This window comes from Ancylobacter sp., assembly GCF_965249975.1.
Classification (GTDB): domain Bacteria; phylum Pseudomonadota; class Alphaproteobacteria; order Rhizobiales; family Xanthobacteraceae; genus Ancylobacter.
Genome location: NZ_CBDFNE010000003.1, coordinates 803,538 through 828,114 on the forward strand (window position 1 = coordinate 803,538; position 24,577 = coordinate 828,114).

Annotated in this window: 20 protein-coding genes; 14 read left to right on the plus strand and 6 right to left on the minus strand. The window is 65.0% G+C overall.

The window, feature by feature from the left end:
- The first annotated feature begins 47 nt into the window (after window positions 1–47).
- The 3 genes from ACP2AH_RS03955 to ACP2AH_RS03965 all read left to right on the plus strand — a co-directional run bounded on the left by ACP2AH_RS03955 (window position 48) and on the right by ACP2AH_RS03965 (window position 3,901).
- Entirely contained in the window at window positions 48–2,240 is a 2,193-nt protein-coding gene (locus ACP2AH_RS03955) for an AIPR family protein (protein WP_425104589.1), read from the plus strand.
- Between the two features lie 395 nt (window positions 2,241–2,635).
- The gene (locus ACP2AH_RS03960) at window positions 2,636–3,421 is read left to right on the plus strand and encodes a hypothetical protein (protein WP_425104590.1); all 786 of its coding nucleotides are present in this window, start codon (window positions 2,636–2,638) and stop codon (window positions 3,419–3,421) included.
- A gap of 72 nt (window positions 3,422–3,493) precedes the next feature.
- Window positions 3,494–3,901, plus strand: coding sequence for a thermonuclease family protein (locus ACP2AH_RS03965; RefSeq protein ID WP_425104727.1), 408 nt, complete (start codon window positions 3,494–3,496; stop codon window positions 3,899–3,901).
- Here ACP2AH_RS03965 and ACP2AH_RS03970 read toward each other — a convergent pair.
- Entirely contained in the window at window positions 3,861–4,544 is a 684-nt protein-coding gene (locus ACP2AH_RS03970) for a recombinase family protein (RefSeq protein ID WP_425104591.1), read from the minus strand. The two genes, ACP2AH_RS03965 and ACP2AH_RS03970, sit on opposite strands and share 41 nt — an antisense overlap.
- A gap of 1,191 nt (window positions 4,545–5,735) precedes the next feature.
- Between ACP2AH_RS03970 and ACP2AH_RS03975 the strand changes: the two genes are divergently transcribed.
- The 4 genes from ACP2AH_RS03975 (at window position 5,736) to ACP2AH_RS03990 (ending at window position 12,343) form a co-directional block, all read left to right on the plus strand.
- Window positions 5,736–6,479, plus strand: a complete 744-nt coding sequence (locus ACP2AH_RS03975) for an SOS response-associated peptidase (protein WP_425104592.1) — start codon at window positions 5,736–5,738, stop codon at window positions 6,477–6,479.
- A 1,067-nt stretch (window positions 6,480–7,546) separates the two neighbouring features.
- The gene (locus tag ACP2AH_RS03980; protein WP_425104593.1) at window positions 7,547–9,484 is read left to right on the plus strand and encodes an acyltransferase family protein; all 1,938 of its coding nucleotides are present in this window, start codon (window positions 7,547–7,549) and stop codon (window positions 9,482–9,484) included.
- Between the two features lie 172 nt (window positions 9,485–9,656).
- Window positions 9,657–11,537 carry an acyltransferase family protein gene (locus tag ACP2AH_RS03985; protein ID WP_425104594.1) on the plus strand — a complete coding sequence of 627 codons (1,881 nt, stop codon included), beginning with the start codon at window positions 9,657–9,659 and terminating at the stop codon, window positions 11,535–11,537.
- Between the two features lie 200 nt (window positions 11,538–11,737).
- Window positions 11,738–12,343: a L,D-transpeptidase gene (locus ACP2AH_RS03990; protein ID WP_425104595.1), complete on the plus strand. Its 606-nt coding sequence runs from the start codon at window positions 11,738–11,740 to the stop codon at window positions 12,341–12,343.
- 89 nt (window positions 12,344–12,432) lie between these two features.
- On the opposite strand, the gene ACP2AH_RS03995 is transcribed toward ACP2AH_RS03990, so the two are convergent.
- Window positions 12,433–12,819 carry a gamma-butyrobetaine hydroxylase-like domain-containing protein gene (locus ACP2AH_RS03995; RefSeq protein WP_425104596.1) on the minus strand — a complete coding sequence of 129 codons (387 nt, stop codon included), beginning with the start codon at window positions 12,817–12,819 and terminating at the stop codon, window positions 12,433–12,435.
- A gap of 221 nt (window positions 12,820–13,040) precedes the next feature.
- On the opposite strand from ACP2AH_RS03995, the gene moaA reads away from it, so the two are divergent.
- The 3 genes from moaA to ACP2AH_RS04010 all read left to right on the plus strand — a co-directional run bounded on the left by moaA (window position 13,041) and on the right by ACP2AH_RS04010 (window position 16,473).
- Window positions 13,041–14,087: a GTP 3',8-cyclase MoaA gene (moaA, locus tag ACP2AH_RS04000; protein ID WP_425104597.1), complete on the plus strand. Its 1,047-nt coding sequence runs from the start codon at window positions 13,041–13,043 to the stop codon at window positions 14,085–14,087.
- 141 nt (window positions 14,088–14,228) lie between these two features.
- A complete protein-coding gene (locus tag ACP2AH_RS04005; protein WP_425104598.1) occupies window positions 14,229–15,428 on the plus strand; it encodes an MFS transporter in 1,200 nt (399 codons plus the stop codon).
- A gap of 118 nt (window positions 15,429–15,546) precedes the next feature.
- Window positions 15,547–16,473: a DMT family transporter gene (locus ACP2AH_RS04010; protein WP_425104599.1), complete on the plus strand. Its 927-nt coding sequence runs from the start codon at window positions 15,547–15,549 to the stop codon at window positions 16,471–16,473.
- A gap of 3 nt (window positions 16,474–16,476) precedes the next feature.
- Here the strand turns inward: ACP2AH_RS04010 and ACP2AH_RS04015 are convergent, their stop codons facing one another.
- Both ACP2AH_RS04015 and ACP2AH_RS04020 read right to left on the minus strand, forming a co-directional pair.
- Complete coding sequence (locus ACP2AH_RS04015) at window positions 16,477–17,577, minus strand: TRAP transporter substrate-binding protein (RefSeq protein ID WP_425104600.1); 1,101 nt, start codon at window positions 17,575–17,577, stop codon at window positions 16,477–16,479.
- Window positions 17,578–17,705: 128 nt separating this feature from the next.
- Entirely contained in the window at window positions 17,706–18,794 is a 1,089-nt protein-coding gene (locus ACP2AH_RS04020; protein ID WP_425104601.1) for a TRAP transporter substrate-binding protein, read from the minus strand.
- Window positions 18,795–18,950: 156 nt separating this feature from the next.
- Between ACP2AH_RS04020 and ACP2AH_RS04025 the strand changes: the two genes are divergently transcribed.
- Complete coding sequence (locus tag ACP2AH_RS04025; RefSeq protein ID WP_425104602.1) at window positions 18,951–19,781, plus strand: isocitrate lyase/PEP mutase family protein; 831 nt, start codon at window positions 18,951–18,953, stop codon at window positions 19,779–19,781.
- A 48-nt stretch (window positions 19,782–19,829) separates the two neighbouring features.
- Here ACP2AH_RS04025 and ACP2AH_RS04030 read toward each other — a convergent pair whose 3' ends face one another.
- The gene (locus tag ACP2AH_RS04030; protein ID WP_425104603.1) at window positions 19,830–21,014 is read right to left on the minus strand and encodes an Mrp/NBP35 family ATP-binding protein; all 1,185 of its coding nucleotides are present in this window, start codon (window positions 21,012–21,014) and stop codon (window positions 19,830–19,832) included.
- A gap of 247 nt (window positions 21,015–21,261) precedes the next feature.
- Between ACP2AH_RS04030 and ACP2AH_RS04035 the strand changes: the two genes are divergently transcribed.
- The 3 genes from ACP2AH_RS04035 (at window position 21,262) to ACP2AH_RS04045 (ending at window position 23,599) form a co-directional block, all read left to right on the plus strand.
- Window positions 21,262–22,053 (plus strand): ABC transporter substrate-binding protein, encoded by a 792-nt coding sequence (locus ACP2AH_RS04035; protein ID WP_425104604.1) that lies wholly within the window; start codon window positions 21,262–21,264, stop codon window positions 22,051–22,053.
- A gap of 74 nt (window positions 22,054–22,127) precedes the next feature.
- Window positions 22,128–22,850: an ABC transporter permease gene (locus ACP2AH_RS04040; RefSeq protein WP_425104605.1), complete on the plus strand. Its 723-nt coding sequence runs from the start codon at window positions 22,128–22,130 to the stop codon at window positions 22,848–22,850.
- Window positions 22,850–23,599, plus strand: a complete 750-nt coding sequence (locus ACP2AH_RS04045) for an ABC transporter permease (protein ID WP_425104606.1) — start codon at window positions 22,850–22,852, stop codon at window positions 23,597–23,599. Before ACP2AH_RS04040 ends, ACP2AH_RS04045 begins: the two co-directional genes overlap by 1 nt.
- Before the next feature lie 136 nt (window positions 23,600–23,735).
- On the opposite strand, the gene ACP2AH_RS04050 is transcribed toward ACP2AH_RS04045, so the two are convergent.
- Window positions 23,736–24,371, minus strand: a complete 636-nt coding sequence (locus ACP2AH_RS04050) for a uracil-DNA glycosylase family protein (protein ID WP_425104607.1) — start codon at window positions 24,369–24,371, stop codon at window positions 23,736–23,738.
- Window positions 24,372–24,577: the final 206 nt, after the last annotated feature.

Consider the following 24,577-nt stretch of genomic DNA (forward strand, 5'->3'; position numbering starts at 1 on the left):
TAGCTTACTTTCAGCCGCTTTCCAGGCTCCTTGAGAGGCTAACACATATGCGTCCGGCTGCTTTGCCTGATTCTCAGCGTGAGAATTTCGCCAATCTGCTCCTTGAGGAAATGGCCAGAGAGCAGGAGGAAGAGGGTGTTAGCCCCGACGAAGCGTTTCTCAGGGTCGCCCTCAAGACGCACGGCTTCGACCCTGACGAGGGCCATCAGACCGACGGCGGGTACGACTGCGGGTTCGATTTCGTCAATGTCACGCAGGAAGAGACCTCAATCTTCCAAGCGAAGAGCCTCGGTTACGGAAGCAAACTACCGATCGATGCAAAATTTGATGCATCCTATCTGAATGACCTTCGTCGCATAATAGATGTTATTAGAGATCTCGATCATATACCCAGAGAAGCAAATAGCGGAGTAACAGACGCCTTAACATCGATGCGTACCGAGATAAATAGGCGGGCACTCGCACCAGCCGCGCAAATAGCAATTGACGGTGACGGGCCTGACGTCCTCGACCAACAACCTGAGTATCGCATTAATATCTATTTTTTTGGTCTTGGACGCGGCTTTACGTCTCAGGCTGAAGAGGAATTTACAAAAATAGAGTCGGTTCGGCCAATTCGGTACGGGCGCGTACTGTTAACTATTTCTGTTCATCATGTATTTATTGACGATTTACTTTCGATAAAATGGCAACAACGTAATGTTGATTGGCGAGATAAATTAGGTCGCAAGCGTGATGAAATTCAGCTCAACATTGTTGGAGACGCCATACTTGTCGGAAAGTCGGCCGTATTTTTTGCTCCCGCTTACGACCTTGTTCAGGCATATGAAGATTTTGGCTACCAGATATTTGAGCCCAATGTACGCTGCGAACTCAAAGAGTCGAAGGTCAACCAAGCTATAAAAAGTACCGTTCAGACCCGAGAGGGACGGCGCGAGTTCCAGCACTTAAATAATGGAATTACCTTAATTTGCACCGGATGGGGCAAGAAACAGAATGCCGGTCGCGTGTCTGCATTGCAGATACGAAAGCCTGGCGTAGTGAACGGCCTTCAGACAGTTAAAAGCCTTCACGATGCATTTCGGCGCCTCTCGCAGGACGAGCAGATAGACTTTAAGGAGAATTGTCTTGTCCTTTGCAGAGTACATCAAGAGGGAGCAGTTAAGCGTCCAGAACAGTTGGTGAAAGCCACCAACAATCAAAATCCCATGAAGGCCCGCAATCTGCGATCTAACGACCCCGAGCAAATTGCATTTGAAAGATTATTTTCCAACATAAATTGGTTTTATGAGCGTAAGCAGGGAGCATGGGATGCATTCAAAGCAGACCACAGAGCATGGCGCGGCCTAAACGGCAAGAGACCAGAGCACTTCCATGTAAGTGGAAAACTATATCGCGTAGTAGACAACGATCAAGTAGCCCAGAATTGGCTCGCTTTTATAGGATTTTCTACAGAGGCCATCAATGAAAAGAAGACTATATTCGATAAGGATGAATATTATAGCCTAATTTTTCTTAAGAGAACGATTCGACATGGATTTGATTATGACTTTAAACTCACTATGGACTCCAAGGTGTGGAATGAGACAGAAGCAGGATCCCCCAGACCAGAGGCAATGCTCGTTGCCTATCTTTGTCGAGAGGCTGCCGATCATTTGGCGCTAGGCAGACGAGAAAATCGCGACCTTTCTATCGCGCGACTGAGCCTCGAAACACGCTCCCGCGACGAACAAGACAGAGCCCTAGACACGGATCCCGAGTATCAGAAGCAAAAAATACTTAGGGGAATGTTAACTTTGTTCTCAGAGTTTGTTGGTTTTGTGATGTTCAGATCACTCGACAAGAAATTTCACGAGAACGTCGGAAAGCTACTTAATATTGGCACACTAAAATCCGTAACTGGCGCATACGATTTCACATCATTAACATCAAAACATCGAAACCGAACCTTTGATAAGAATGATATAATAATTATACTTTATCTCGCATTTGAACATTGCATAAGCCAACTATACGAAAGCAACTGGCTGCGCGGATATAACGACGCACCTGTAAAAAATAAGTATATTTATTCAACACGGACAAGGCGCCAGCTTTTGGAGGAGCTCATTGAACTCGACAAGCGCTTCTCGCGTACTGAATGGGTGCGAGATTGGGCAGATGGATTCAATGAAAGCAAGGGAGTTTTTGCGTTTGTACGAGAGGTTGTTCTTGAGCAGACACGTCGAGCGGGTCGATAGCGCACTCACACTCCCCCCAACGATGAGCGGCCATACGGCTGGGATGCATATAGTGGATGGTTGGTGTGGACCTACGTTGATTCGGCGTGTTGGACGCGGGCCCAGCCTTAATAGCCGCTCGCATTGACACCCACCAGCAAACACGGGACATAAGGTGCGGAGCCGTACGTGCGGCTCTGGGGCGTGGAAACCCCTTACTTGCGGTTGATGCTGGCCGTTACAGCGTCGCACTCCTCGACCTATGGTCGGGGAGCCTGTGGCGTATGTCCAGGTTCTCCGAACTAAAGGCCACAGGGGCCGTCAAGTACGGTTTTCCAACTCCCCGATCACCAGAGGATCAAGGGCAAATCGCGGGGACGCACCGCGACTAGTGCCCTTCCGTACGGGGCCATGCAATGGAAACCATCCTCATTCTCGGGCTCATCGCCTTCGGCGGCTACAAGCTGCTGAAGTTCAATACGGCAGCGGGTTTAGAGGCGGTTCGAGCCTTCAGTTACCTCGAAATCCTGCAAAAAGGCGGCTCTGTCGATGACGCTAATGCGATCACCGACAAATTCCTGAGCGATCTATCGTCAGAGACTGCCAGCAAGGTGATCGCCCTTGCCAAGTTCGAATACGAGCAGGTTCACCAAGGCAAGAAGCTCGCTCTCGTCGGCTACGCATATCGGCAAGGCCTGAGGCCGAATATGCCGAACTGGTACGCCTCATTTGTGCGCAGGGCGCCATCAACTGCGACCATCGAACTCAGTTACCGTGCCCGTCAGGTTGCGTCTGGCAGTCCCGTGGCTACGCCCGTTGGTGCAGACAGCGACGCCGGATTCGATGCCTTCTATGAGACGTTCGCGAACGAGGTGCAGCGCATCTGGGGCGAGTCTTCAGGCAATTTCCGCATCGTCGACATAATGGAGGACGAGCCTTTTCGCCGCGCTCACAGGGACGGAATAGACCCGCTCGTGCTGGCTGTTGAGCAGTGCGAGCAGATGGGAAAGATCGAGCGGTTTTCCAGCTACCAAAGCTATCAGGATGCCCTCGGTACCGAACTGACGCGCCTATGCCCCGACCCGAGCAAGGCCGCGACCTTGATGGCAAAGATCGATCCAGCTTGGCTGAGGGATAAGTTCACCAGCGGCATCCATCCCCGTCGTGTAGCGGTGGCTTGCTGCGAAGCAGCGGCAGCATAGATCGACGTTGTCGAGGTGCGGATTGCTGTCGCTGTTTGCACGGGCGCATGCTGCGTGATGTTGATCAGTTGCATGGCGCCGGATGCGGAAGATCCGTCGTATTCCCGATGCGGAAAAGACGTGCGCAGAAACTGCGTCATCGATGGCGATACGCTGAGGGTGCAAGGCATCGTCATCCGCGTTGCCGATATAGATACGCCAGAGACCAGCCGCCCCGGCTGCACCGAGGAAAAGCTGCTAGGGGAACGAGCGACGACACGGCTCCTTGAACTCTTGAACGCCGGCCCCTTTGGTTTGATCGCATGGAAGCGCCGCGACGAAGACCGTTACGGCCGCAAACTCCGGGTATTGATGCGACACGGCCGCTCGCTTGGGAGCATTCTCATATCCGAGGGGCTGGCGCGGCCGTGGACAGGCAAGCGACAGCCATGGTGCAGCTTCACAACCCGGAGGACGAGCGGGGCTCCAAAGGCCTCCTAGCCGACCAGAGCCCCCACATCTCCAAAGCCTTTATCTGCTCGGCCGGACGGTCCTTGATCCGGTAAATGGTTTGGCGAGTGACCCCCGTTAGCTTGGCTATCTCGCTCGCACCGGTATCCTGCGCCAGCAGTTCGCGAACCCGTTCGAACTGCTCACGATCAAAGCCGGGCTTGCGGCCTCGGTACTTGATTGTACCGTCTGTAGCCTTGGCATGAGCGATGCCGGCCTTTTGGGCTTCCTTGGTAGCCTCCGCTTGCGCCTGCGCTGTTGCAGCCATGAAGGCGATCAGAGCATCCCGCACCGCCATCTGCACCGGATCATTTGTAGCGCCATCGAACGTCAGACCGTTGATGATGGTTTTGATCACCACACCGCGCCGCATGAAGTCGCGAATGGTGTCCGTCACATCGGCATAGTTCCTGCCGAGCCGATCAACCCATCGCACGACGAGAGTGTCACCGGACCGCAGGATATCGAACAAACGGCGCCCCTCTGCGCGCTCTCTAAGAGGGACAGAAACCCCGGACACCCCTTCATCAGCTATGATCCTATCGAACTTGAAGCCAGCCGATTCAGCCTGCGTCTGTTGATGAGCGAGCGTCTGATCTGCGGTGGAGACACGGGCATAAAGAATGACGGACATAGACACCTCGACTGTCCATAAGGATCATGTCCGTTTAATTGCATGTCCGTTGATTGATATCAACCCCAGTGGACAGCCCCATTCGCCACATTTGCGCCGACCGTTAGGGCATACCTATATGGACACAACGAAAGCCTGACTAGATCAGCCTAAACCGTAATGCATTGTACAATAAGTTACATTATAATATATTGTAATCATAACATAATTATATACCAATTAATGTATATATACATTATACATAGGCTGTATTAATTGTTGTATATATATCTTTTTCTCTAATCTGAAAACCGATACAGGTCGGCATTTGCACCCTCTATCCGTAGGCGGTTAACACAAGTTCTGCATCTTCAGCCTGACGACATTATCCGTCGACTGCATTGAGATTGTAGAGCTACCCTTTTATTCCACATACGAAGGACCGAGGCTCCCATCAGCACTCCGACAAGCGCACCGCGGCATCGGCCGCTGTTCCGCACCTGAGGGTGGGGAGGATGGCCTACCGTTCCGAAGTGGAGGCGCTGAGGCCAAGGCAGAGCTACCTATGCCAAGCCGACAGCGCTTTAATAATCGCGACGCCCTCCCCCCGGTACGGGGGCGCAGCCGCACTTGACCCCTTAAGATACCCTCGGAAAAAAGCTCATCGGATTTTTAGCCGAACACGCTGCATTCCGCAGCGCGGCTCCGCAGCTTGTCGCTGCACCTCCGCGTCCGATGCGGTTCATCATCGGAATTATCGCCTCAGAGCAAAGAAGTCACCGGCCATCGGCCGCACCATGCGGGAGTAGCTGGCGCAGGCGGCGCATAGCGCCGACCTCACGCCCCAAGAATCGCCGCTGACGGGCGATTGCCCGCCCGTTCGAGGTAACCTGCCTGCCGAACAGGAAGCCAGCCCACGGCCATTTATGCCGATCAGGTCGGGAAGGGCCCGAAATCAGGAGATTCCCGCGACCGGCGCCAACCTTCTTCCGCACTTCGCCTCCGCACACCCCTTGCCGTAGCTCTCCAAATCAGGCCTAATCTGTGCTCACGGAAGTGAGACATAATCATAACCTCCCGTCGTAGATAGCGCTTTGTAGTCAATGGCTTGATGGATTGGCGGGCCGCCCTGCATCGCCCACCATCATCGCTTCCCTCCTACCGCCGCGCCCACGGGATGCGGCAGGCCGGGAGCCGGCCAGCGGGGCCGCCATGTGCAACCTCTACAGCCATCACTCCAATCTCCACGCCATCGCCGATCTCGTCGGCACGCTGCGCAATCTCGCCGGCAATCTGCCGCCGCAGACCGGCATCTTCCCGGATTATCCCGCCCCCATCGTCCGCACGGGCGAAGACGGCATGCGCGAACTGGCGCTGGCGCGCTGGGGCATGCCCTCGCCGCCCTCCGTCGCCGGGCCGCCGGTGACGAACATCCGCAACCTTGGCTCGCCGCACTGGCGGGCGTGGAGCGGGCCGGCGCATCGCTGCCTCGTGCCCTTCACCAGCTTTTCCGAATATGCGCCGGTGCCGAACCCGGCCACCGGCCGCAAGGATGTGGTGTGGTTCGCGCGGGATGAGAGCCGCCCCCTCGCCTTTTTCGCCGGGCTGTGGACGCGCTGGAGCGGCACGCGCGGCACCAAGGCCGCGCCGGTGGAAGGGCAGCACGAGCTGTTCGGCTTCCTCACCTGCGAACCGAATGGGGTCGTCGCCCCCATTCACCCCAAGGCGATGCCGGTGATTCTCACCACCGCCGAGGAGCGGGAGACCTGGCTGCGCGCGCCCTGGAACGAGGCGAAGGCCCTGCAGCGCCCGCTCGCCGACGCGCTTCTCGTCATCGTCGCGCGCGGAACGGCCAAGGAAGACCCGCCAGACGCGACGGGCGGGGCGGAGGCGAAGCCGGAGGCGGCGGCGCAGGCTCAGGCGGGACCGGGGCCGGGGCAGCTTTCGCTCCTGTGAGGCCGGGCCCCTCCATCAGCCGCGTGTGGCGGGCGATGGCGGCGGCGAAGGCGGCCTCGCGCAACGCCTCGACGGCCGCTGGCTTCATGTGCTGGCCGACCACATAGCGCCACAGCGCATCATCGAGCCGCGAACGCTGCGCCAGCGCCGTCATCGCCTCGGGCGTCAACATGCGCTCCAGCGGCGCGCACAGCTCGACTGGGACCGGCATGGTTTCGTTCGCGCGCTGAAGTCGGAAGTCGCCGCCGATCCACTGCGCCAGCCGCGATTCGAACCGCGGATTTTCGATGTAGTCGACGCAATCGAAGTCATCGAGCGCCTTGATCGCCAAAGCGAGCAGCTCGGCATCGTCGCTTTCGGCGATGAACGCTTCGTCCCGAATCAACGGATGCGGCCACAGCAGCATGCGCAGCCCGACATTGTCGACCGGCCCGGCGAGCAGGGGATCCGACAGGAAATCCACCAAGGTGCCGGTGGCCTTGGCCACATAGCGCTCCCAGCCTCCCCAGCCCGGAGCGTGGCCGGGGGACGCGCAGCGCCAATAGGTCCAATGGGAAAGCAGGCGCGCACGCGCCTCGCGCAGCACGGTGATGTGCGGCGCCCCGGGGTAGCGCGCGCGGGTCGTGCTCAGGGCATAGTGGCCGCAAACGATATCCGGTGTGGCTGGCAGTTCCTCAGGCGCGAGGGCCACGATCGCCCGCACCTGCGGCTCGAACGCGTCGAAATTCCTGAAGCCGCCGAACAGGGAGCGGTCGAAGCCGGCCACCACTGACTGCGCCTGCGTGGCGGTAATCAGCGAATAGCGCAGCGCCGTCCCCGCCGATTTGGGAATGTGAGTAAGGACCAGTCTGGGTCCCGGCCCCGGCTTCAGCATGGCCACGCCTTGTACATCCTCAATCGGGCTCCGCAGGAGACGCGGAAGCACCCACACACCGTAGCAGCGTGGGTTATGGGCTACCACCCCGGCTCCGCCCCGCACAATCCATATGGCCAGCCGGCCTCGGCTTGGCGTAAACGGGGCTGCTCCGGCGCCACCCTTCTATCCGCTCCAAGGTCATCAGCTCCCCGTGCATTACCCCCTGCGCTATCGCGCCCATATCGACGGCTTGCGGGCCATCGCCGTGCTCGGCGTGGTGCTGTTCCATTTTGGCGCGCACTGGCTGCCGGGCGGCTTCATCGGCGTCGATGTGTTCTTCGTCATTTCCGGCTTTCTTATCGCCAAGTCGCTTTATGCCGATGTGGATGCCGGCAGCTTCTCGATTCTCGGCTTCTATGAGCGGCGGATGCGGCGCATCGCGCCGGCCTTCTTTGCGGTGACGGCGGTCACCAGCCTGTGCGCCTTCCTGATCTTCTTCCCCAATCCGCTGATGACCTATGGCCGCTCGCTCATCTGGGCGGTGCTGGCCTTCGGCAATGTCTATTTCTACCTGCGCACCGATTATTTCGGCCCGTCGGCGGAAGAGACGCCGTTGCTGCATTACTGGTCGCTGGGGGTGGAGGAGCAGTTCTATTTCCTGTTCCCCGGCTTCCTGCTGCTCATCGCCCGCTTCGCGCCGAAAGCGCGGGCGAAGCTGGTGCTCGGCCTGCTCGCGGTCTCGCTCATCGCCTGCGAGATCGTCCGCCCGTTCAACCCGGCGGCGGCGTTCTATCTGCTGCCCTTCCGCGCCTTCGAGCTGCTGATCGGCGCCGCCCTTGCCCTGCCGGGGGTGCGCTTTCCCGAAAGCGCGAAGGCTGGCGGCGCGGCGATGGCGGCGGGGCTCGCCCTCATCCTCGCCGGCATGCTGCTCATCACCGAGCGCGCGCCCTTCCCCGGCGTGCTGGCGCTGGTGCCCTGCCTCGGGGCGGCGCTCGCCATCTGGGGCGGCGAGCGGGTCATGAGCCTGCCGGCGCGGCTCCTGGGGGTGGGGCCTCTCGTCTTCTTCGGCGCCATCTCCTATTCGCTCTATCTCGTCCATTGGCCGATCGTGGTCTTTGCCCGCCCGCTGCTGCCGAACCTCCCGGCGCCGGCCTTTCTCATCGGCGGGGTCGCGCTCTCCACCCTGCTCGGCTGGCTGTCCTGGCGCTTCGTGGAACAGCCGGTGCGGCAGAACCGGGCGCGGTTCTCCCGCCGGTGGGTCTTCGGCGGCACGGCCGTGGGCGCGGCGCTGCTCATCGCCTTCGGCACGGCGGCGTCCGACACGCGCGGCTTTCCCGGCCGGCTGGCGCCGGAAATCCAGCGCGTGCTCAGCTATACGCGCTACCCCTTCCGCGAGGTGGTGCGCGACGGCACCTGCTTCATCAACGGCAACCGCCCGCGCGAGGCGCCGGCGCCGGAATGCCTGCCGCAGACGCATCCCAGCCTCGTGCTGTGGGGCAGCAGCCATGTCGCCCAGTTCATCGGCGCGCTGGAACCCATCGGCAAGGCGCATGGCTACGCCGTCGGCCAGATGACCGGCGCCGCCTGCCTGCCGCTGGTCGAAGCGCCCTCCAGCCCGATGTGCGACAAGCTGAACCGCTTCGCCTTCGACTGGCTGATGGCGCACAAGCCGAACATCCTGGTGATCGGCGGCGACACGCTGGTCTCCGAGGACCATTTCCGCCTGCTCGACGCCCAGCTCGCGCAGCTGCACGCCGCCGGCATCCGCGTCATCCTGCTCGGCCCGGTGCCGCAGTTCGGCCGCCCCGCGCCGGAAATTCTCGCCGAGCGCATGTACCGCAACGAGCCGAGCCGCATGGCCGATGACGATCTCACCGAGGGCACGCGCCGCGCCGACCGACTGATGCGAGAGCATTTCGCCGGCAATCCCAACGTCACCTTCGTGTCCATTCTCAACAGCATGTGCCCGGAGGGGAACTGCCCGATGACGGTCGACGGCGTGCCGCTGCAATTCGACCCCTCGCATTTCACCCGCGCGGGCGTCGCCTATTATGGCGACCGGCTCGGCGCGCTGATCTTCGGCGAGATCTCGGCGGGCAAGACCTCGGCTGGCCCGCCCGCGCGTCCTGCCGCGCCGCCCGCGCCCTGACGCCCCGCCCGGACGCCGCCCATGGCCCGGGCGCAACATCCCAGCCAAGATCGACGGCCGGCACCGCGCATAGGCGTTACTTCGGCGAAGGTCGATGCTAGGTCGTTACGCCCACAAATGGCGCGGCCCGGCCTTTCGCCGTTCCGCCTCCCCCAGCCGTCGATGATGTCTCGTGCACCAGTCGCTTCGCTACCGCGCCCATATTGACGGCCTGCGCGCCATCGCCGTCCTTGGCGTCGTCCTCTATCATTTCGGTGCGAACTGGCTGCCGGGCGGCTTTGTCGGCGTCGACGTGTTCTTCGTCATATCCGGCTATCTGATCTGCAAGTCGATCTATGCCGACGTGGCCGAGGGCCGCTTCTCGGTGCTCGCCTTTTATGAGCGGCGCATCCGCCGCATCGCGCCGGCCTTCCTCGCGGTCACGGCGGTCACCGCCATCGCCGCCGCGCTGATCCTGCTGCCGTACCAGATGATGATCTTCGGCCGCTCGGTGCTGTGGTCGGTGTTCGCCGTCGGCAACATCTTCTTCTACCAGCGCACCGACTATTTCGCCCCGGCGGCGCAGGAAATGCCGCTGCTGCACTATTGGTCGCTGGCGGTGGAAGAGCAGTTCTATTTCCTGTTTCCCGCCGTCGTCCTGCTGCTGAATCGCTTCGGCCGCCGCGCCCTCGCCGTGGGCGTGGTGGCGCTGTTCGTCGCCTCGCTGGCCGCCAGCCAGCTCATGCTGACGCGCGATCCCGCCGCCGCCTATTTCCTCCTGCCCTTCCGCGCCTTCGAGATGCTGATCGGCGCGGCGCTGGCGCTGCCAGGCGTGCGCTTCTCGCAGAAGCCGGCCGAATGCGCCGCGGCGGTGCTGGGCGGTTGCGCGATGATCCTCGGCGCGATGCTGATGCTGAAAGCCTCCTCGCCCTTCCCGGGTCTGCGCGCGCTCACGCCCTGCGTCGGCGCGGCGCTGGTAATCTGGGGCGGGGAAGGCGTGGCCACGCTGGGCACGCGCCTGCTCGGCAGCCGGCCGATGGTCTTCGTCGGCAAGATCTCCTATTCGCTCTATCTCGTGCACTGGCCCATCGTCGCGCTGGGCAAGGAGTGGCTGGGGCCTGTGGCGCCGCTGCCCTTCCTCATCGGCGGCGTGGCGCTGTCGCTGCTGCTCGGCTTCCTGTCCTGGCGCTTCGTCGAACAGCCGGTGCGCGTCAACCGGCGTCTGTTCACGCCGAAGGTCCTCGTCGGCACCACGCTCGCCGGCACGCTGGTGCTCGCGGTCTTCGCCCAGGTCGCCATCGCCACGCGCGGCCTGCCGCAGCGGCTCTCGCCCGAGGCGCAGCGCCTCGCCGCCTATGCCTTCTACAATGGCGATCCCGTGTTCCGGCAGGGCGTGTGCTTCACCCCCTTCTTCCTCGCCGACTACAAGGCGAAGCCGGAATGCCTGCCCACCCGCCATCCCTCGGTCATGGTCTGGGGCAGCAGCCATATCGCCCATTTCATCACCGCCATCATCGCGGCGGGCGAGGCGCGCGGCTATGATGTCGGCCAGATCACCGGCGCCGCCTGCCCGCCGGTGAGCGAGCGCTTTGCCCGGATCGTGCCCTATTGCCGCGACATGAACCTGTTCGCGCGCAAATGGGTCGAGGAAAACAAGCCGGACATTCTGGTGCTGGGCGGCCTCAGCGTGGCGACGCCCGATCTCGACGCGGCGATCGCGGACTTCGTGCGCTTGGGGATAAGGGTCGTGGTGGTGGGTCCCGTGCCGCTCTACCGCGACGCGGTGCCGAAGCTGCTCGCGCGCCGCATCGAGGCCGGCGACAGGTCGACCGACGCCGGCAGCGATGCCCTCCCCGGCGCCCGCACATCCGACAAGACACTGGCCGCGCATTTCGCCGCCATGCCGGGCGTCACCTACATCTCGGTGTTCGACGCCGCCTGCGGCAGCGCCGACTGCCCGCTGATGGTGGAGGGCGAACCGCTGCAGCATGACAGCTCGCATTTCACCATGGCCGGTGCGCGCTTCTTCGGCCGGCCGGTGAGCGAGCTCATCTTCGGCAGCCCGGCGAAATAGTGCCCGGCCAAATAGTGCCCGCCAACTCACGCCCGCCTGTGGCTTTCGCGCCATAGGCCGGCGCAAATGCGGCGGGAATGCGCCTTAGGCCAAGGCATCCGCCGGATTTTCGCCGCATACTGCACCGGCGGCCGCCGGCGTCCCGAATGCCGGCCGGGCGGGGGTCCCCCTCCACGGCGGGCCGACAAACGGGGCATGTGATGAGGCTTACGATGCGATTGAAGACAATGGCCGCCCTGGTGCTGGGCGCCGCGCTCATCGCGGGCAGCGCGCCCGCCATGGCGCAGAGCGCGAGCACGCCTTCCTTTTTCAGCTTCTTCCCGCGCCCGTCGAATTTCGGCAACGGCCCGGTGAAGGGCACGTCCTCGATCCGGCGCCAGACCGTGGCCTATAACGGCCCCTACAAGCCCGGCACCATCGTGGTGAACACCGCCGAGCGCCGGCTCTATCTGGTGCAGGACAATGGCACCGCGCTGAAATACGGCATCGGCGTCGGCCGCGACGGCTTCCGCTGGGGCGGTATCAAGACCATTACCCGCAAGGCCGAATGGCCGGGCTGGACCCCGCCGCCGCAGATGCTGCAGCGTCGCCCCGACCTGCCGCGCTACATGCCCGGCGGCATCGACAACCCGCTCGGCGCCCGCGCCATGTATCTCGGCTCGACGCTCTACCGCATCCACGGCTCCAACGAGCCGGAGACGATCGGCCAGGCGGTGTCGTCCGGCTGCTTCCGCATGACCAATGACGACGTGACCGATCTCTATGATCGGGTGAGGGTCGGCACCACCGTGGTCGTGCTCAACTAACGCCAAGGCCATCCCGGACGGCCGCACGGCCGCTCCGGGATCGCCCGCCAGACGGCGCGATCTCTCAGTGCCGGCGCACCGCGCGGTCTTTAGTGCCGGCGCACGGCGCCGGGGGCATCGCGCGACAGGTTCTTCGCCGCCAGCTCCTGCAGATAGCGCTTGAAGCGCGCCTCCTGGTCGCGGCCAAGCTCAAACAGCCAGTCCCAGGTGTAAATGCCGGTGGAATGGCCGTCGTCGAAGATCAGCCGCACCGCGTAATTCCCCACCGGGATCGCTTCCTCGATCCGCACCTCGCGCTTGCCGGCCACCAGCTGGCGGTCGGCCGGCGAATGGCCCTGCACCTCGGCGGAGGGGCTTTCCACCCGCAGCAGCTCGGCCGGCAGCGCGTAGCTCGCCCCGCCCTCGAAGGCGATGGTGAGCACACGGCGGTCCTTGTGCACCTTGATCTCGGTCGGCCAGTTGGCGGCGTCGGTCACGGGCGTCTTCCTCTTCTCGCGTTCCTCCCCACATAGACAGAGCGCGCGGCTTCGCCAATCCCCCCGCACCGGGTCCTCCTCTGCGTGGCGGCATTTGCGCAAAACCCGCGTCACGAATGGGTTAGGCTATCGGCCGATAGGGTGGCGCGGCTTGGCAGGCCCGGCCCCGGCCTTTAGAAATGGACGCAAGAAACAGCGCCCTTCGGCGCGGGAGCGACTGCGTGAGCACCAGCGAAGCCGTCATCGACCGTTTTCAGCGCGAGACCCCGCGTGCGCCGCTCGTCGATACGTTCGGCCGCGCCGTCACCTATCTGCGCGTCTCGGTCACCGACCGCTGCGATTTCCGCTGCGTGTACTGCATGGCCGAACACATGACCTTCCTGCCGAAGCCGGAATTGCTGACGCTGGAAGAGCTGGACCGCCTGTGCTCCGCTTTCGTCGCGCGCGGCGTGAAGAAGCTGCGCCTCACTGGCGGCGAGCCGCTGGTGCGCCGCGATGTGATGACCCTGTTCCGCTCGCTCGGCCGCCATCTCGAAACCGGCGCGCTGGAAGAACTGACGCTGACCACCAATGGTTCGCAGCTCGCCCGCTTCGCGCGCGAACTCGCCGATTGCGGGGTGAAGCGCATCAATGTCTCGCTCGACACGCTGGACCCCGACCGTTTCCGGGCGCTGACCCGCTGGGGCGACCTCAACAAGGTGCTCGCCGGCATCGACGCCGCGCAGCAGGCCGGGCTGCATGTGAAGCTGAACGCCGTGGCACTGGCCGGCGAGAATGAGGACGAGATCCCCGGACTCATCGAGTGGGCGCATGGGCGCGGAATGGACCTGTCGCTGATCGAGGTGATGCCGTTGGGCGAAACCGGCGCCGAGCGCATCGACCAGTACCTCCCCCTCTCCACCGTGCGCGACCGGCTGGCCCAGCGCTGGACGCTGGAGGACATTCCGTTCCGCACCGGCGGCCCGGCGCGATATGTCCGCATCAAGGAGACCGGCGGCCGGCTCGGCTTCATCACCCCGCTGACGCATAATTTCTGCGAGGGTTGCAACCGCGTCCGCGTCACCTGCACCGGCACGCTCTATATGTGCCTCGGCCAGGACGACGCCGCCGACCTGCGCGCGCCGCTGCGCGCCTCCGAGGGCGACGAGACGCTGCACGCCGCGCTGGACGAGGCGATCTTCCGCAAGCCCAAGGGGCACGATTTCGTGATCGACCGCCCCGGCCAGGCCCCGGCGGTGCGCCGGCATATGAGCCTTACCGGCGGCTGAGCCCGGCCCTTTCCAGCATTTCGCATGGCTGCCGCGCGCCCCGCCATGTTGCTGCATTGCAATACAACGTGCATAGGTTTGGTTGAATCGCGCTGCTAAAGGGCAGCGAACACACCTTTTTTCGACATAGAGCGTTTCGCGATGCAGCTTCCGCTGTTGGCCCTCGCCATGGCCTCCTTTGGCATTGGCACGACCGAATTCGTCATCATGGGCCTCCTGCCGGAGGTCGCCGCCGATCTCTCGGTCACCATCCCCGCCGCCGGCCTGCTGGTCACCGGCTACGCGCTCGGCGTGGTGGTGGGTGCGCCCATCGTCGCCATCATCACCAATTCGCTGCCCCGCAAGGGCACGCTGATCGGCCTTGCCAGCATGTTCGTGCTCGGCAATTTCCTCTGCGCCATCGCGCCGGACTACTGGTTCCTCATGGGCGCGCGGGTGGTCACCGCCTTCTGCCACGGCGCCTTTTTCGGTATTGGCGCGGTCGTGGCGGCCAATCTGGTGCCGCCGAATCAGCGGGCCAGCGCCATCGCGCTGATGTTCGCCGGGCTGACGCTCGCCAATGTGCTCGGCGTGCCGCTCGGCACCGCGCTCGGGCAGGCGGCCGGCTGGCGCTCCACCTTCTGGGCGGTCGTGCTCATCGGCATTCTCGCGGTCAGCGCCATCGCTTTGTGGGTGCCGCGCGACATTCCCCATGCTTCGGGCAACATCCTGCGCGAATTCGCGGTGCTGAAGCGCCCGCAGGTGATCCTCACCATGCTGATGAGCGTGCTGGCCTCGGCCAGCCTGTTCTCGGTGTTCACCTATATCGCCCCGCTGCTGCGCGACGTGACCGGCTTCGCGCCCCACGCCGTCACCTATGTGCTGCTGCTGTTCGGGGTGGGCATCACTATCGGCAATCTGCTCGGCGGCAAGCTCGCGGACTGGCGGCTGATGCCCTCGCTGATGGCGAGCTTCATCGGGCTGGCCGCCGTGCTGGTGGCCTTCGTCTTCCTCAGCGGCTTCGCCGCCGCCACGGTCGCCACCGTCTTCGTCTGGGGCATTCTGGTGTTCGCCGTGGTGCCGCCGATCCAGATGCGGGTGGTGGACGCGGCGGAAGGCGCGCCCAACCTCGCCTCGACGCTCAATCAGGGCGCGTTCAATCTCGGCAATGCGGCCGGCGCCTGGATCGGCGGGGCGGCGATCACCTTCGGCATCAGCTATGCCGACCTGCCCTGGGTCGGGGCCGGGCTGGCGGTGGGCGCGCTCGGCCTGTGCGTCGCCTCGCAGGCGCTGGAACGCCGCAGCGGCGGGCTGGTGGAAGCGGACGACCTCGCCGGCGAGGTCGCCTGCGAAGAGTGCTGAACCGGCCTTGAGCCGCCCCCTTTCCCCGGGGCGCGGCACTCGTTCGGCGCCGTCGCCAAAGCCGCGATTGCGCCGCCTTTGCATGGCTTAAGGGCGCTTCTGCCTCCGGATACTCCTCATGCACGCCCAAAGCGCCAAGCGCGGCATCCTTCTGATGATCGCGGGCTCGTCGATCTTCTCCACCAATGACGCCTTCTCCAAGCTGGCGGTGGCGCACATCCCGACCTCGCAGATCCTCGCCATGCGCGGCGTGCTCGCCGCGCTGGTGCTGCTGGCGGTGCTGGGCTGGATGGGGCAGCTGCCGGCGCTGCGCCACATGATGGAGCGGCGGGTGCTGCTGCGGGCGCTCACCGAGGCCGGGGTGGCGATGCTTTTCATCACCTCGATCTCGGTGATGTCGATCGCCGATTCGACCGCCATCCTGCAGGTCACCCCGCTCGCCACCATGGCGGCGGCGGTGCTGCTGTTCGGGGCGCATATCGGCTGGCGCCAATGGGTGGCGGTCGGCATCGGCTTTCTCGGCGTGACGCTGATCGTCAAGCCCGGCACCTCCGCCTTCGACACCATGGCGCTGCTGCCGCTCGGCGCGGCGCTGCTGATGGCGCTTCGCGATTTCATCACCGGCCGCATCGGCGCGCATGTGCCGACGCTGGTCGTCACCTTCACCACGGCCGTGGTCGGCATGGGCTTCGGCTTCGCCGGCAGTTCGGTGGAGCCCTGGCAGGCGGTCGATGCGCGGACGCTGGCCTATCTCGTCGGCGGCAGCATCTCGCTGGTCATCGGCCAGCTGCTGACCATCGCGGCGATGCGCACCGCCGACATCTCGGTGGTGGCGCCGTTCCGCTACGCCGCCGTGGTCTGCGCCGTCGGCCTGTCCGCCGTGGTGTTCCACGACACGCCCGATCTGGTTTCGATCGGCGGCATGGCGCTCATCATGGCGGCGGGGCTCTACACCATGCACCACCATATGAGCGCCCGCGCCCTCACCGCCGCCCGGCCGGTGCCGCGCGAGGCCGCCTGCGAGGGGCCCCGCGCCGGCGGCTGACCCTCAGCCCTTCTGGCGGGCGCGGATCATGTAGCCGTCGTAAGGATATTCGCCGACCTGCCACCACAGATACTCCTCGTTGCGGAAGGCGAGCATCGAGTCGTAGATCTTCTTGAAATCGGCGTTCTTGGCGGAAATCTCCGCCATCAGCGCGATGTTCTCCTTATAAGCCGCGTCCATCACCTCCGGCGGGAACGGGCGCAGCTGCGCGCCGCCGGCCACCAGACGGCGCAGCGCCGCCGGGTTGCGGGCGTCGTATTTCGCCAGCATGTCGGCATTGGCATAGGCGGAGGCCGCCTCGAACGCGGCCTGGTAGGCCTTGGGCAGTTCCTCCCACGCCTTCGCATTGGCGATGAAGTGGATGGTCGGGCCGCCTTCCCACCAGCCGGGATAGTAGTAATAGGGCGCCACCCGCACGAAGCCGAGCTTCTCGTCGTCCACCGGCCCGACGAATTCGGCGGCGTCGATCGTGCCCTTTTCCAGCGCGGGATAGATGTCGCCGCCGGCGAAGTTCTGCGGCACCAGGCCGAGGCGGGCCAGCACCTGCCCGGCAATGCCGGGAATGCGCATCTTCAGCCCCTTGAGATCGGCGACCGACTTGATCTCCTTGCGGAACCAGCCGCCCATCTGCGCGCCGGTATTGCCGCCGGCGAAGCCCACCACGCCATACTTCGCCAGGAACGCCGCCTGCAGCTCGTTGCCGCCGCCATGGTAGAGCCACGCCGTCTGCATGCGCGCGTTCAGCCCGAAGGGCAGCGTGGTGAAGGGGGCGAAGGACGGGTCCTTGCCGATGTAATAATACAGCGCGGTCTGGCACACCTCGACCGTGCGGTTCTGCACGGCGTCGAACGCCTGCAGGCCGGGCACGATCTCGCCGGGGGCGAAGACGTCGATGGTGAAGCGGCCATCCGTGGCCTCGCCGACATATTTCGACAGCAGCGTCGCCGCGCCATAGATGGTGTCGAGCGATTTCGGGTAGCTGGAGGTCAGCCGCCAGCGCAGCGTCGGCAGGCTCTGCGCCAGGGCGGGCGCCGCCAGCGTGGAAGCGGCGGCGGCGAGGCCAGCGCCCGTGATGAGGCCCCGGCGGGAAGGCGAATGCGGCATCGGCGTTTCCTCTGTGTTTTTCGTTGCGTCATCCCGGCCGCAGCGCAGCGGAGAGCCGGGATCGTGGGCCGCATCGGTGGGCCGATCCCGGATACGGCCTCCGGCCGTTCCGGGATGACGTCTTTGCCTCACCCCCGCGTGCGGGCGCGGATCATGTAGCCGTCATAGGGGTATTCGCCAACCTGCCACCACAGATACTCCTCGTTGCGGAAGGCGATCTGCGCGTCCATGATTTTCTTGAAACCGGCATTCTTGGCGCTGATCTCGGCGATAAGCTCGTTCGAGGCCTTCCACGAGGCGTCGAGGAAGCTCTGCGGGAAGGTGCGCAGCTGCGCCCCGGCCGCCACCAGCCGGCGCAGCGCCGCCGGGTTGAAGGCGTCGTATTTCGCCAGCATGTCGCTATTGGCATAGGCCACCGCCGCCTCGAACGCCGCCTGATAGGACTTGGGCAGGGCGTTCCACTTGTCGCGGTTGACCACGACATTCATCGTCGGCCCGCCATCCCACCAGCCGGGATAGTAGTAATAGGGCGCCACCCGGACGAAACCGAGCTTCTCGTCGTCATAGGGGCCGACCCATTCGCAGGCGTCGATCGTGCCCTTTTCCAGCGCGGCATAGATGTCGCCGGGGGCGATCTGCTGCGGCACCACGCCGAGCTTGGCCACCACCTGCCCGGCAATGCCGCCGATGCGGAATTTCAGGCCACGGAAGTCGGCGAGGTCCTTCACCTCCTTGCGGAACCAGCCGCCCATCTGGGTGCCGGTATTGCCGCCGAGAAAGCCGACAAGGTTGTATTTGGCCAGGAACTCGTCCTGCAATTCGCGCCCGCCGCCATGGTAGAACCAGGCGTTCTGCATCCGCGCGTTCAGCCCGAAGGGCATGGTGGTGAAGCAGGCGAAGGCCGGGTCCTTGCCGGTGTAGTAATAGAGCGGCGTCTGCGCCACCTCGACCGTGCCGTTCTGCACCGCGTCGAGCGCCTGCAGCCCCGGCACGATCTCGCCGGCGGCGAAGTTCTGGATGACGAAGCGGCCTTCCGTCACCTCGCTCACATATTTCGACACCAGCTCATTGGCGCCGAAAATGGCGTCCAGCACCTTGGGCACGGAGGAGGTGAGCCGCCAGCGCACCTGCGGCGCGCCCTGCGCCAAGGCGGGGGCGGCGAGCGTGGCGGCGGGGGCGGCAAGGGCGGCGGTGCGGAGAAAATCGCGGCGCTTCATGGGCAGGCAGAGCTCCGGGGGCTGGCTCCGAGGGGGCGGCGGATGTTTGCAGCAGCCCGGCCCGCAGAGCAACCGGCTGTTGCCGCGCTGCTGAAATGTTCTTGATATGTTCACGCGCGCCCGCTAGCGTTTCGCCCGCATCCGGAGATGATCGCCATGAACGACAAGGCCGCCCGCTTCCGCGCCCTGCATGAAGGGCCCGGCGCCTTCATCCTGCCCAACCCGTGGGATGCCGGCACGGCGCGCATCTTCGCCGCGCTGGGCTATCCCGCGCTCGCCACCACCAGCGCCGGCATGGATTTTTCGCGCGGTGTCGCCGAGGGCACCACCTCGCGCGCGGATCTGTTCGCCCATTGCGCTGGCATCGTCGCCGCGACGGACCTGCCGGTGTCGGCCGATCTGGAAATGGGCCTCGGCGACAGCCCGGAGAGCGCGGCCGAGACCATCCGCGCCGCTGCCGCCCTTGGGCTGGCCGGGGGATCGCTGGAGGACCACACGGGCCAGCGCGACGCGCCGATCTACGACTTCACCCTCGCCGTCGAGCGCATCGCGGCGGCGGAGGAGGCCCGCAATGGCCTGCCGGGCGATTTCGTGCTCACCGCGCGGGCGGAGAATTTCCTCTGGGGCCGGCGCGATCTCGACGACACCATCCGCCGGCTGCAGGCCTTCGAGGCGGCGGGGGCCGATGTGCTCTACGCCCCCGGCCTGCCGGATATCGAGGCGGTGCGCACGGTGTGCGCGTCGGTGTCGCGGCCGGTCAATGTGGTCATCGGCATCGGCAAGACGCGCTTCACCCGCGAGGAGCTGAGCGCGGCCGGGGTTCGCCGCATCAGTGTCGGCTCCAGCCTCGCCCGGCTCGCCTATGGCGCGGTGATCCGCGCGGCGCAGGCGATGCAGCGCGAGGGGCGGTTCGACTTCCTCGACGAAGCGATGGGCTTCGCCGAGATCGAGGCCGTCTTCACCGCCTTCGCGGCGCAGCAGCGTTGAGCGCGGAAGGGTGAGGCGGCACGGGCCGCCTCCCCTCGCCGGTTCGCGTCAGCCTTCCATCACGATGCGGGGCGCCGGGCGCGCCGCACTGCGCCGGCCGGCCAGCGCCTCGCGCACCGAACTGGCGATGGCGCGGTAGATGCCGGCCTCCGCGCTGTCCGGCCGGGTGGCGACCACAGGTAGGCCGGCGTCCGAGGTCTCGCGGATCGACATTTGCAGCGGCACCTCGCCGAGGAAGGGCACGCCGAGGCGCTGTGCCTCGTGCCGCGCCCCGCCATGGCCGAACACGTCGGAGCGGGTGCCGCAATGCGGGCACATGAAGTAGCTCATATTCTCGACCACGCCGAGCACCGGCACGTTCACCTTCTGGAACATGGCGACGCCGCGCCGCGCGTCGATCAGCGCGAGGTCCTGCGGGGTGGAGACGATGACGGCGCCGGCCAGCGGCACCTGCTGCGCCATGGTCAGCTGCGCGTCGCCGGTGCCGGGCGGCATGTCGACGACGAGAATGTCGAGCGGCGCCCAGTTCACTTCCTTCAGCATCTGGCTGATCGCCGACATCACCATCGGCCCGCGCCAGATCATCGGCGTCTCTTCCTCCACGAGGAAGCCGATGGACATCACCTTGAGGCCGAAGGCCTGCATCGGCGTGATCATCCGGCCGTTCACCTCCGGCCGGCCCTTCAGCCCCATCAGGCGCGGCACGGAGGGGCCGTAAATATCGGCATCGAGCAGGCCGACCTTGAGGCCGGAGGCGGCGAGGCCGAGGGCGAGATTGGCCGCCAGAGTGGATTTTCCGACGCCGCCCTTGCCGGAGGCCACCGCGATGATGGCGCCGACGCCCGGCAGGCCCGGCGTCTCCTTCTGCGGATCAGCCGGCGGCTGGGCATGCGAATGGCCCGCATGGCTGTGGCCGGCATGGGAGTGGCCGCCGGCGGCCGGGGCGCGCGCGGCGGCGGGCGTGTGCGAGGCGATGGGCGGCAGGCCCGCCTTGCGTTCGGCGGTGAGCGCCACCAGCGCCGAGGTCACGCCCGGCGTGCCGCGCACGGTGCGTTCCACGGCGGCGCGCACCGGTTCCCAGGCGCGGGCCTCGGCGGCATCGACGGTAAGCGAGAGATAGACCTTGCCATCCGAGACCAGCACCTCCGAGAGCACGCCGGCCTCGGTCACGGGACGGCCATCGGGGGCGGAAACCTGCGCCAGCCGCGCCTTCACATCGTCTGCCGTCGCCATAGCGCGCTTCTCCTCAATAGAGCTGTTTCAAGCTGAGACACACCAGCGCGCGCGCAGCGTCAACCCGTGCCGCGCCGTCGGGTGATCGACGTCCGCTATGGCGCTGCGCTGCACACAAAAGGGTCAGTTCGACTTTGTGATGAGGGATGCGGCACCCCGTTGCGCATCCTTCGCAAATAGTGCCAGCATGGGTTGCCGGCAACGACAGAACAAACCGGCGCAGCGTACTCGTTCAGAGGGGAACATCATGAGCCTCGTCACCCGGTTCGCGGCGGCGGCCACGCTTGCTGTGGCCATCCTTGCCATGCCCCTGGCCGGCGGCGCCTCCGCCAAGGAATGGAAGACCGTCCGCATCGGCACGGAAGGCGCCTACCCGCCCTTCAACTATATCGAGAATGGCGAGCTGAAAGGCTTCGACATCGACATCGCCAAGGCGCTCTGCGCCAAGATGAAGGTGGAATGCACCTTCACCGCGCAGGATTGGGACGGCATCATCCCGGCGCTACTGGCGAACAAATACGACGCCATCGTCGCCTCGATGTCGATCACCGAGGAGCGCAAGCAGCAGATCGCCTTCACCAACAAATACTACAAGACGGCCGCCATCTTCGCGGCGCCCAAGAACAGCGCCATCACCGAGACCTCGCCGGCAGCGCTGAAGGGCAAGGTGCTGGGCGCGCAGGCTTCCACCATCCACGCCAACTATCTCGAAGACGTGTACGCCAAGGCCGGCGCCGAGGTGAAGCTCTACGGCAAGCAGGACGAGGCCAATCTCGACCTCGCCAATGGCCGCCTCGACGCCGTGCTCGCCGACAAGATCGTGCTGCTGGAATGGCTGAATTCCAAGGAAGGCACCTGCTGCAAGTTCACCGGCGCCGACCACACCGACCCGAAATATTTCGGCGAGGGCATCGGCATCGGCATCCGCAAGGGCGACCCGGAACTGGTCGCCATGTTCAACAAGGCGATCGACGAGATCGTCGCCGACGGCACCTACAAGACCATCAACGACAAGTATTTCCCCTTCAGCGTCTACTGACGCCCCGCCCGGCGCCGCCCCCCGTTCGGGGACGGCGCCTTCTCGTCCGCTGACCGGGGGACCTGCCGTCCGTCATGCTGAATCTGCTTGAGCTGCTCTCCTTCGGCCCGAATGGCTGGGGCGACGAGATGTTGCAGGGTACGCTGCTCACCATCGAGCTCGCCCTCGTCACCCTCCCCGTCGGCATCGCCATCGGCCTCGCCGTGGCGCTGGCCAAGGATTCGTCCTCGCGCGTGCTGCGCGCGGTGGGCGATCTCTACACCACGGTGTTTCGCGGCCTGCCGGAACTGCTCACCCTGTTCATCGTCTATTATGGCGGGCAGATGCTGCTCACCCGCCTCGCCGGCGCGCTGGTCGAGGGCGCGCATATCGAGGTGAACCAGTTCGTCGCCGGCGTGGTGGCGCTCGGCCTCGTGCTCGGGGCCTTCTCCAGCGAAGTGCTGCTCGCCGCCATCCGCGCCGTGCCCAAGGGCCAGAAGGAAGCCGCCCACGCGCTCGGCCTGTCGGGCTGGCGCACCTTCCGGCTCGTCACCTTCCCCCAGCTCTGGCGCGTCGCGCTGCCGGGCCTGTCGAATAACTGGATGGTGCTGTTGAAGGACACCTCGCTGGTCTCGGTCATCGCCATCACCGACCTGATGCGCCAGACCTCAATCGCGGTGGGCGTGACCAAGCAGCCCTTCTTCTTCTACCTCGTCGCCTGCCTGATCTATCTGGTGTTTTCCGGCCTCTCCAGCCTCGTCTTCACCGCGCTGGAAAACCGGGCCTCGCGCGGCTTCAAGCGGGTGGGAGGCCATTGATGGAAACGATCCTCGCGGCCCTCGCCGACGGCTTCCTGTGGCTGATGGGGCTGATCGGGCTCAACACCGACCTCATGGCCCGCTACGGCCTGCGCTTTCTCGATGGCGTGTGGGTGACGCTGCAGCTGGTCGGGCTGTCCGTCTTCCTCGGCGTGCTGCTCGCCGTGCCGCTGGCGCTGGCGCGGGTGGAAGGCGGCAAGGCGCTGTCGCGCGCGGCCTGGACCTATTCCTATTTCTTCCGCGGCACGCCGCTGCTGGCGCAGACCTTCCTCGTCTATTACGGGGCCGGCCAGTTCCGCGAACAGCTGACCGATATCGGCCTGTGGTGGTTCTTCCGCGACGCCTTCAACTGCGCGGTGTTCACCTTCACGCTCAACACCGCCGCCTATCAGTCGGAAATCCTGCGCGGCGGCATACAGAGCCTGCCGGCCGGGCAGATGGAGGCGGCGCAGGCGCTCGGCCTCTCCCGCGCGCTGGCCTATCGCAAGATCATCCTGCCGCAGGCGCTCGCCATTGGCCTGCGCCCGCTCGGCAATGAGCTGGTGCTGATGATCAAGGCCAGCGCCATCGCCTCGGTCATCACCGTCTATGATCTGATGGGCGTCACCCGCCTCGCCTTCTCCCGCTCCTACGACATGGAGGTCTATCTCTGGGCGGCGGTGCTGTATCTGCTGATGGTCGAGATCATCCGCCGGGTGTGGAACGTGCTGGAGCGCCGGCTGAACCGGCATCTGGCGGTGTCGAGGTAGCGCGGCCGGTTGCCATCCTTCGAGGCTCGCTTTCGCTCGCACCTCAGGATGACGGCGTTCGCCGCACCACGCCGTCATGCTGAGGTGCCGGCCAACGGCCGGCCTCGAAGCACGCAGGTCCGTGCCTCCCGTCCTCCTATCGCACCAGCCGCGCCACCTCTTCCCGCAGCACCGGCACCAGCTCGGCCTCGAACCAGGGGTGGCGCTTCAGCCAGCCAGTGTTGCGCCAGGAGGGGTGTGGCAGCGGCAGCAGGCGCGGCGCCTCGCGTGCGTCCCATATTTCCCGCCAGCGTTCCACCCGTTCGGTCAGCCCGCCGCCGGCGAACCGCGCCAGCCCGAGCCGCTTGAGGTGATAGTCCTGCGCCGCCGCCCCCACCGCGACGACAAGCTCGAACGGCGCCCGCGCCGCGAACAGCCGGTCGTGCCAGAGGCTGGCGCATTCCCGGCGCGGCGGCAGGTCGCCACCCTTGGCGTCCTGCCCGGGAAAGCAGAAGCCCATGGCGGCCACGGCGAAGCGCTCGGTGTCGTAAAACGTCTCCGGCGTCACCCCCAGCCAGTCGCGCAGCCGGTCGCCGGACGCGTCGGTGAAGGAGCGGCCGGAAGCGTGCACCCGGGTGCCCGGCGCCTGCCCGGCGATGAGGATGCGGGCGCGCGGCCCGACATGCAGAACCGGGCGCGGTTCGTGCGGCAACGGTTTTCCGCGTGGCGTCTCCACGCAGAAGCGGCAAGCGCGGATGGCGGCGAGAAGGGCGTCGAGATCGTCGGCGGGCATGGCGGTTAGATAGGCGCGGCCGGACCATCCGTCATCCCGCCCAGATCACCGTCATCCTGAGGTGCTGGCCGCAGGCCAGCCTCGAAGGATGTCGTGCAGGGGCCTCACTCCGCCGGCCTTGGATGCCGCGCCCACCACTCCGCCGGCGATGCCCCCTTTCCTCCCTCTCCCCGTGGGGGAGAGGTGGCCCCGCGCAGCGGGGTCGG

Excerpts from the sequence above, each read along its gene's own strand:
- ACP2AH_RS03955 (WP_425104589.1), top strand. The coding sequence starts at position 48 with ATGCGTCCGGCTGCTTTGCCTGATTCTCAGCGTGAGAATTTCGCCAAT.
- ACP2AH_RS03960 (WP_425104590.1), top strand. The coding sequence starts at position 2,636 with ATGGAAACCATCCTCATTCTCGGGCTCATCGCCTTCGGCGGCTACAAG.
- ACP2AH_RS03965 (WP_425104727.1), top strand. The coding sequence starts at position 3,494 with ATGGCGCCGGATGCGGAAGATCCGTCGTATTCCCGATGCGGAAAAGAC.
- ACP2AH_RS03970 (WP_425104591.1), bottom strand. The coding sequence starts at position 4,544 with ATGTCCGTCATTCTTTATGCCCGTGTCTCCACCGCAGATCAGACGCTC.
- ACP2AH_RS03975 (WP_425104592.1), top strand. The coding sequence starts at position 5,736 with ATGTGCAACCTCTACAGCCATCACTCCAATCTCCACGCCATCGCCGAT.
- ACP2AH_RS03990 (WP_425104595.1), top strand. The coding sequence starts at position 11,738 with ATGAGGCTTACGATGCGATTGAAGACAATGGCCGCCCTGGTGCTGGGC.
- ACP2AH_RS04005 (WP_425104598.1), top strand. The coding sequence starts at position 14,229 with ATGCAGCTTCCGCTGTTGGCCCTCGCCATGGCCTCCTTTGGCATTGGC.
- ACP2AH_RS04010 (WP_425104599.1), top strand. The coding sequence starts at position 15,547 with ATGCACGCCCAAAGCGCCAAGCGCGGCATCCTTCTGATGATCGCGGGC.
- ACP2AH_RS04015 (WP_425104600.1), bottom strand. The coding sequence starts at position 17,577 with ATGCCGCATTCGCCTTCCCGCCGGGGCCTCATCACGGGCGCTGGCCTC.
- ACP2AH_RS04020 (WP_425104601.1), bottom strand. The coding sequence starts at position 18,794 with ATGAAGCGCCGCGATTTTCTCCGCACCGCCGCCCTTGCCGCCCCCGCC.
- ACP2AH_RS04025 (WP_425104602.1), top strand. The coding sequence starts at position 18,951 with ATGAACGACAAGGCCGCCCGCTTCCGCGCCCTGCATGAAGGGCCCGGC.
- ACP2AH_RS04030 (WP_425104603.1), bottom strand. The coding sequence starts at position 21,014 with ATGGCGACGGCAGACGATGTGAAGGCGCGGCTGGCGCAGGTTTCCGCC.
- ACP2AH_RS04035 (WP_425104604.1), top strand. The coding sequence starts at position 21,262 with ATGAGCCTCGTCACCCGGTTCGCGGCGGCGGCCACGCTTGCTGTGGCC.
- ACP2AH_RS04040 (WP_425104605.1), top strand. The coding sequence starts at position 22,128 with ATGCTGAATCTGCTTGAGCTGCTCTCCTTCGGCCCGAATGGCTGGGGC.
- ACP2AH_RS04045 (WP_425104606.1), top strand. The coding sequence starts at position 22,850 with ATGGAAACGATCCTCGCGGCCCTCGCCGACGGCTTCCTGTGGCTGATG.
- ACP2AH_RS04050 (WP_425104607.1), bottom strand. The coding sequence starts at position 24,371 with ATGCCCGCCGACGATCTCGACGCCCTTCTCGCCGCCATCCGCGCTTGC.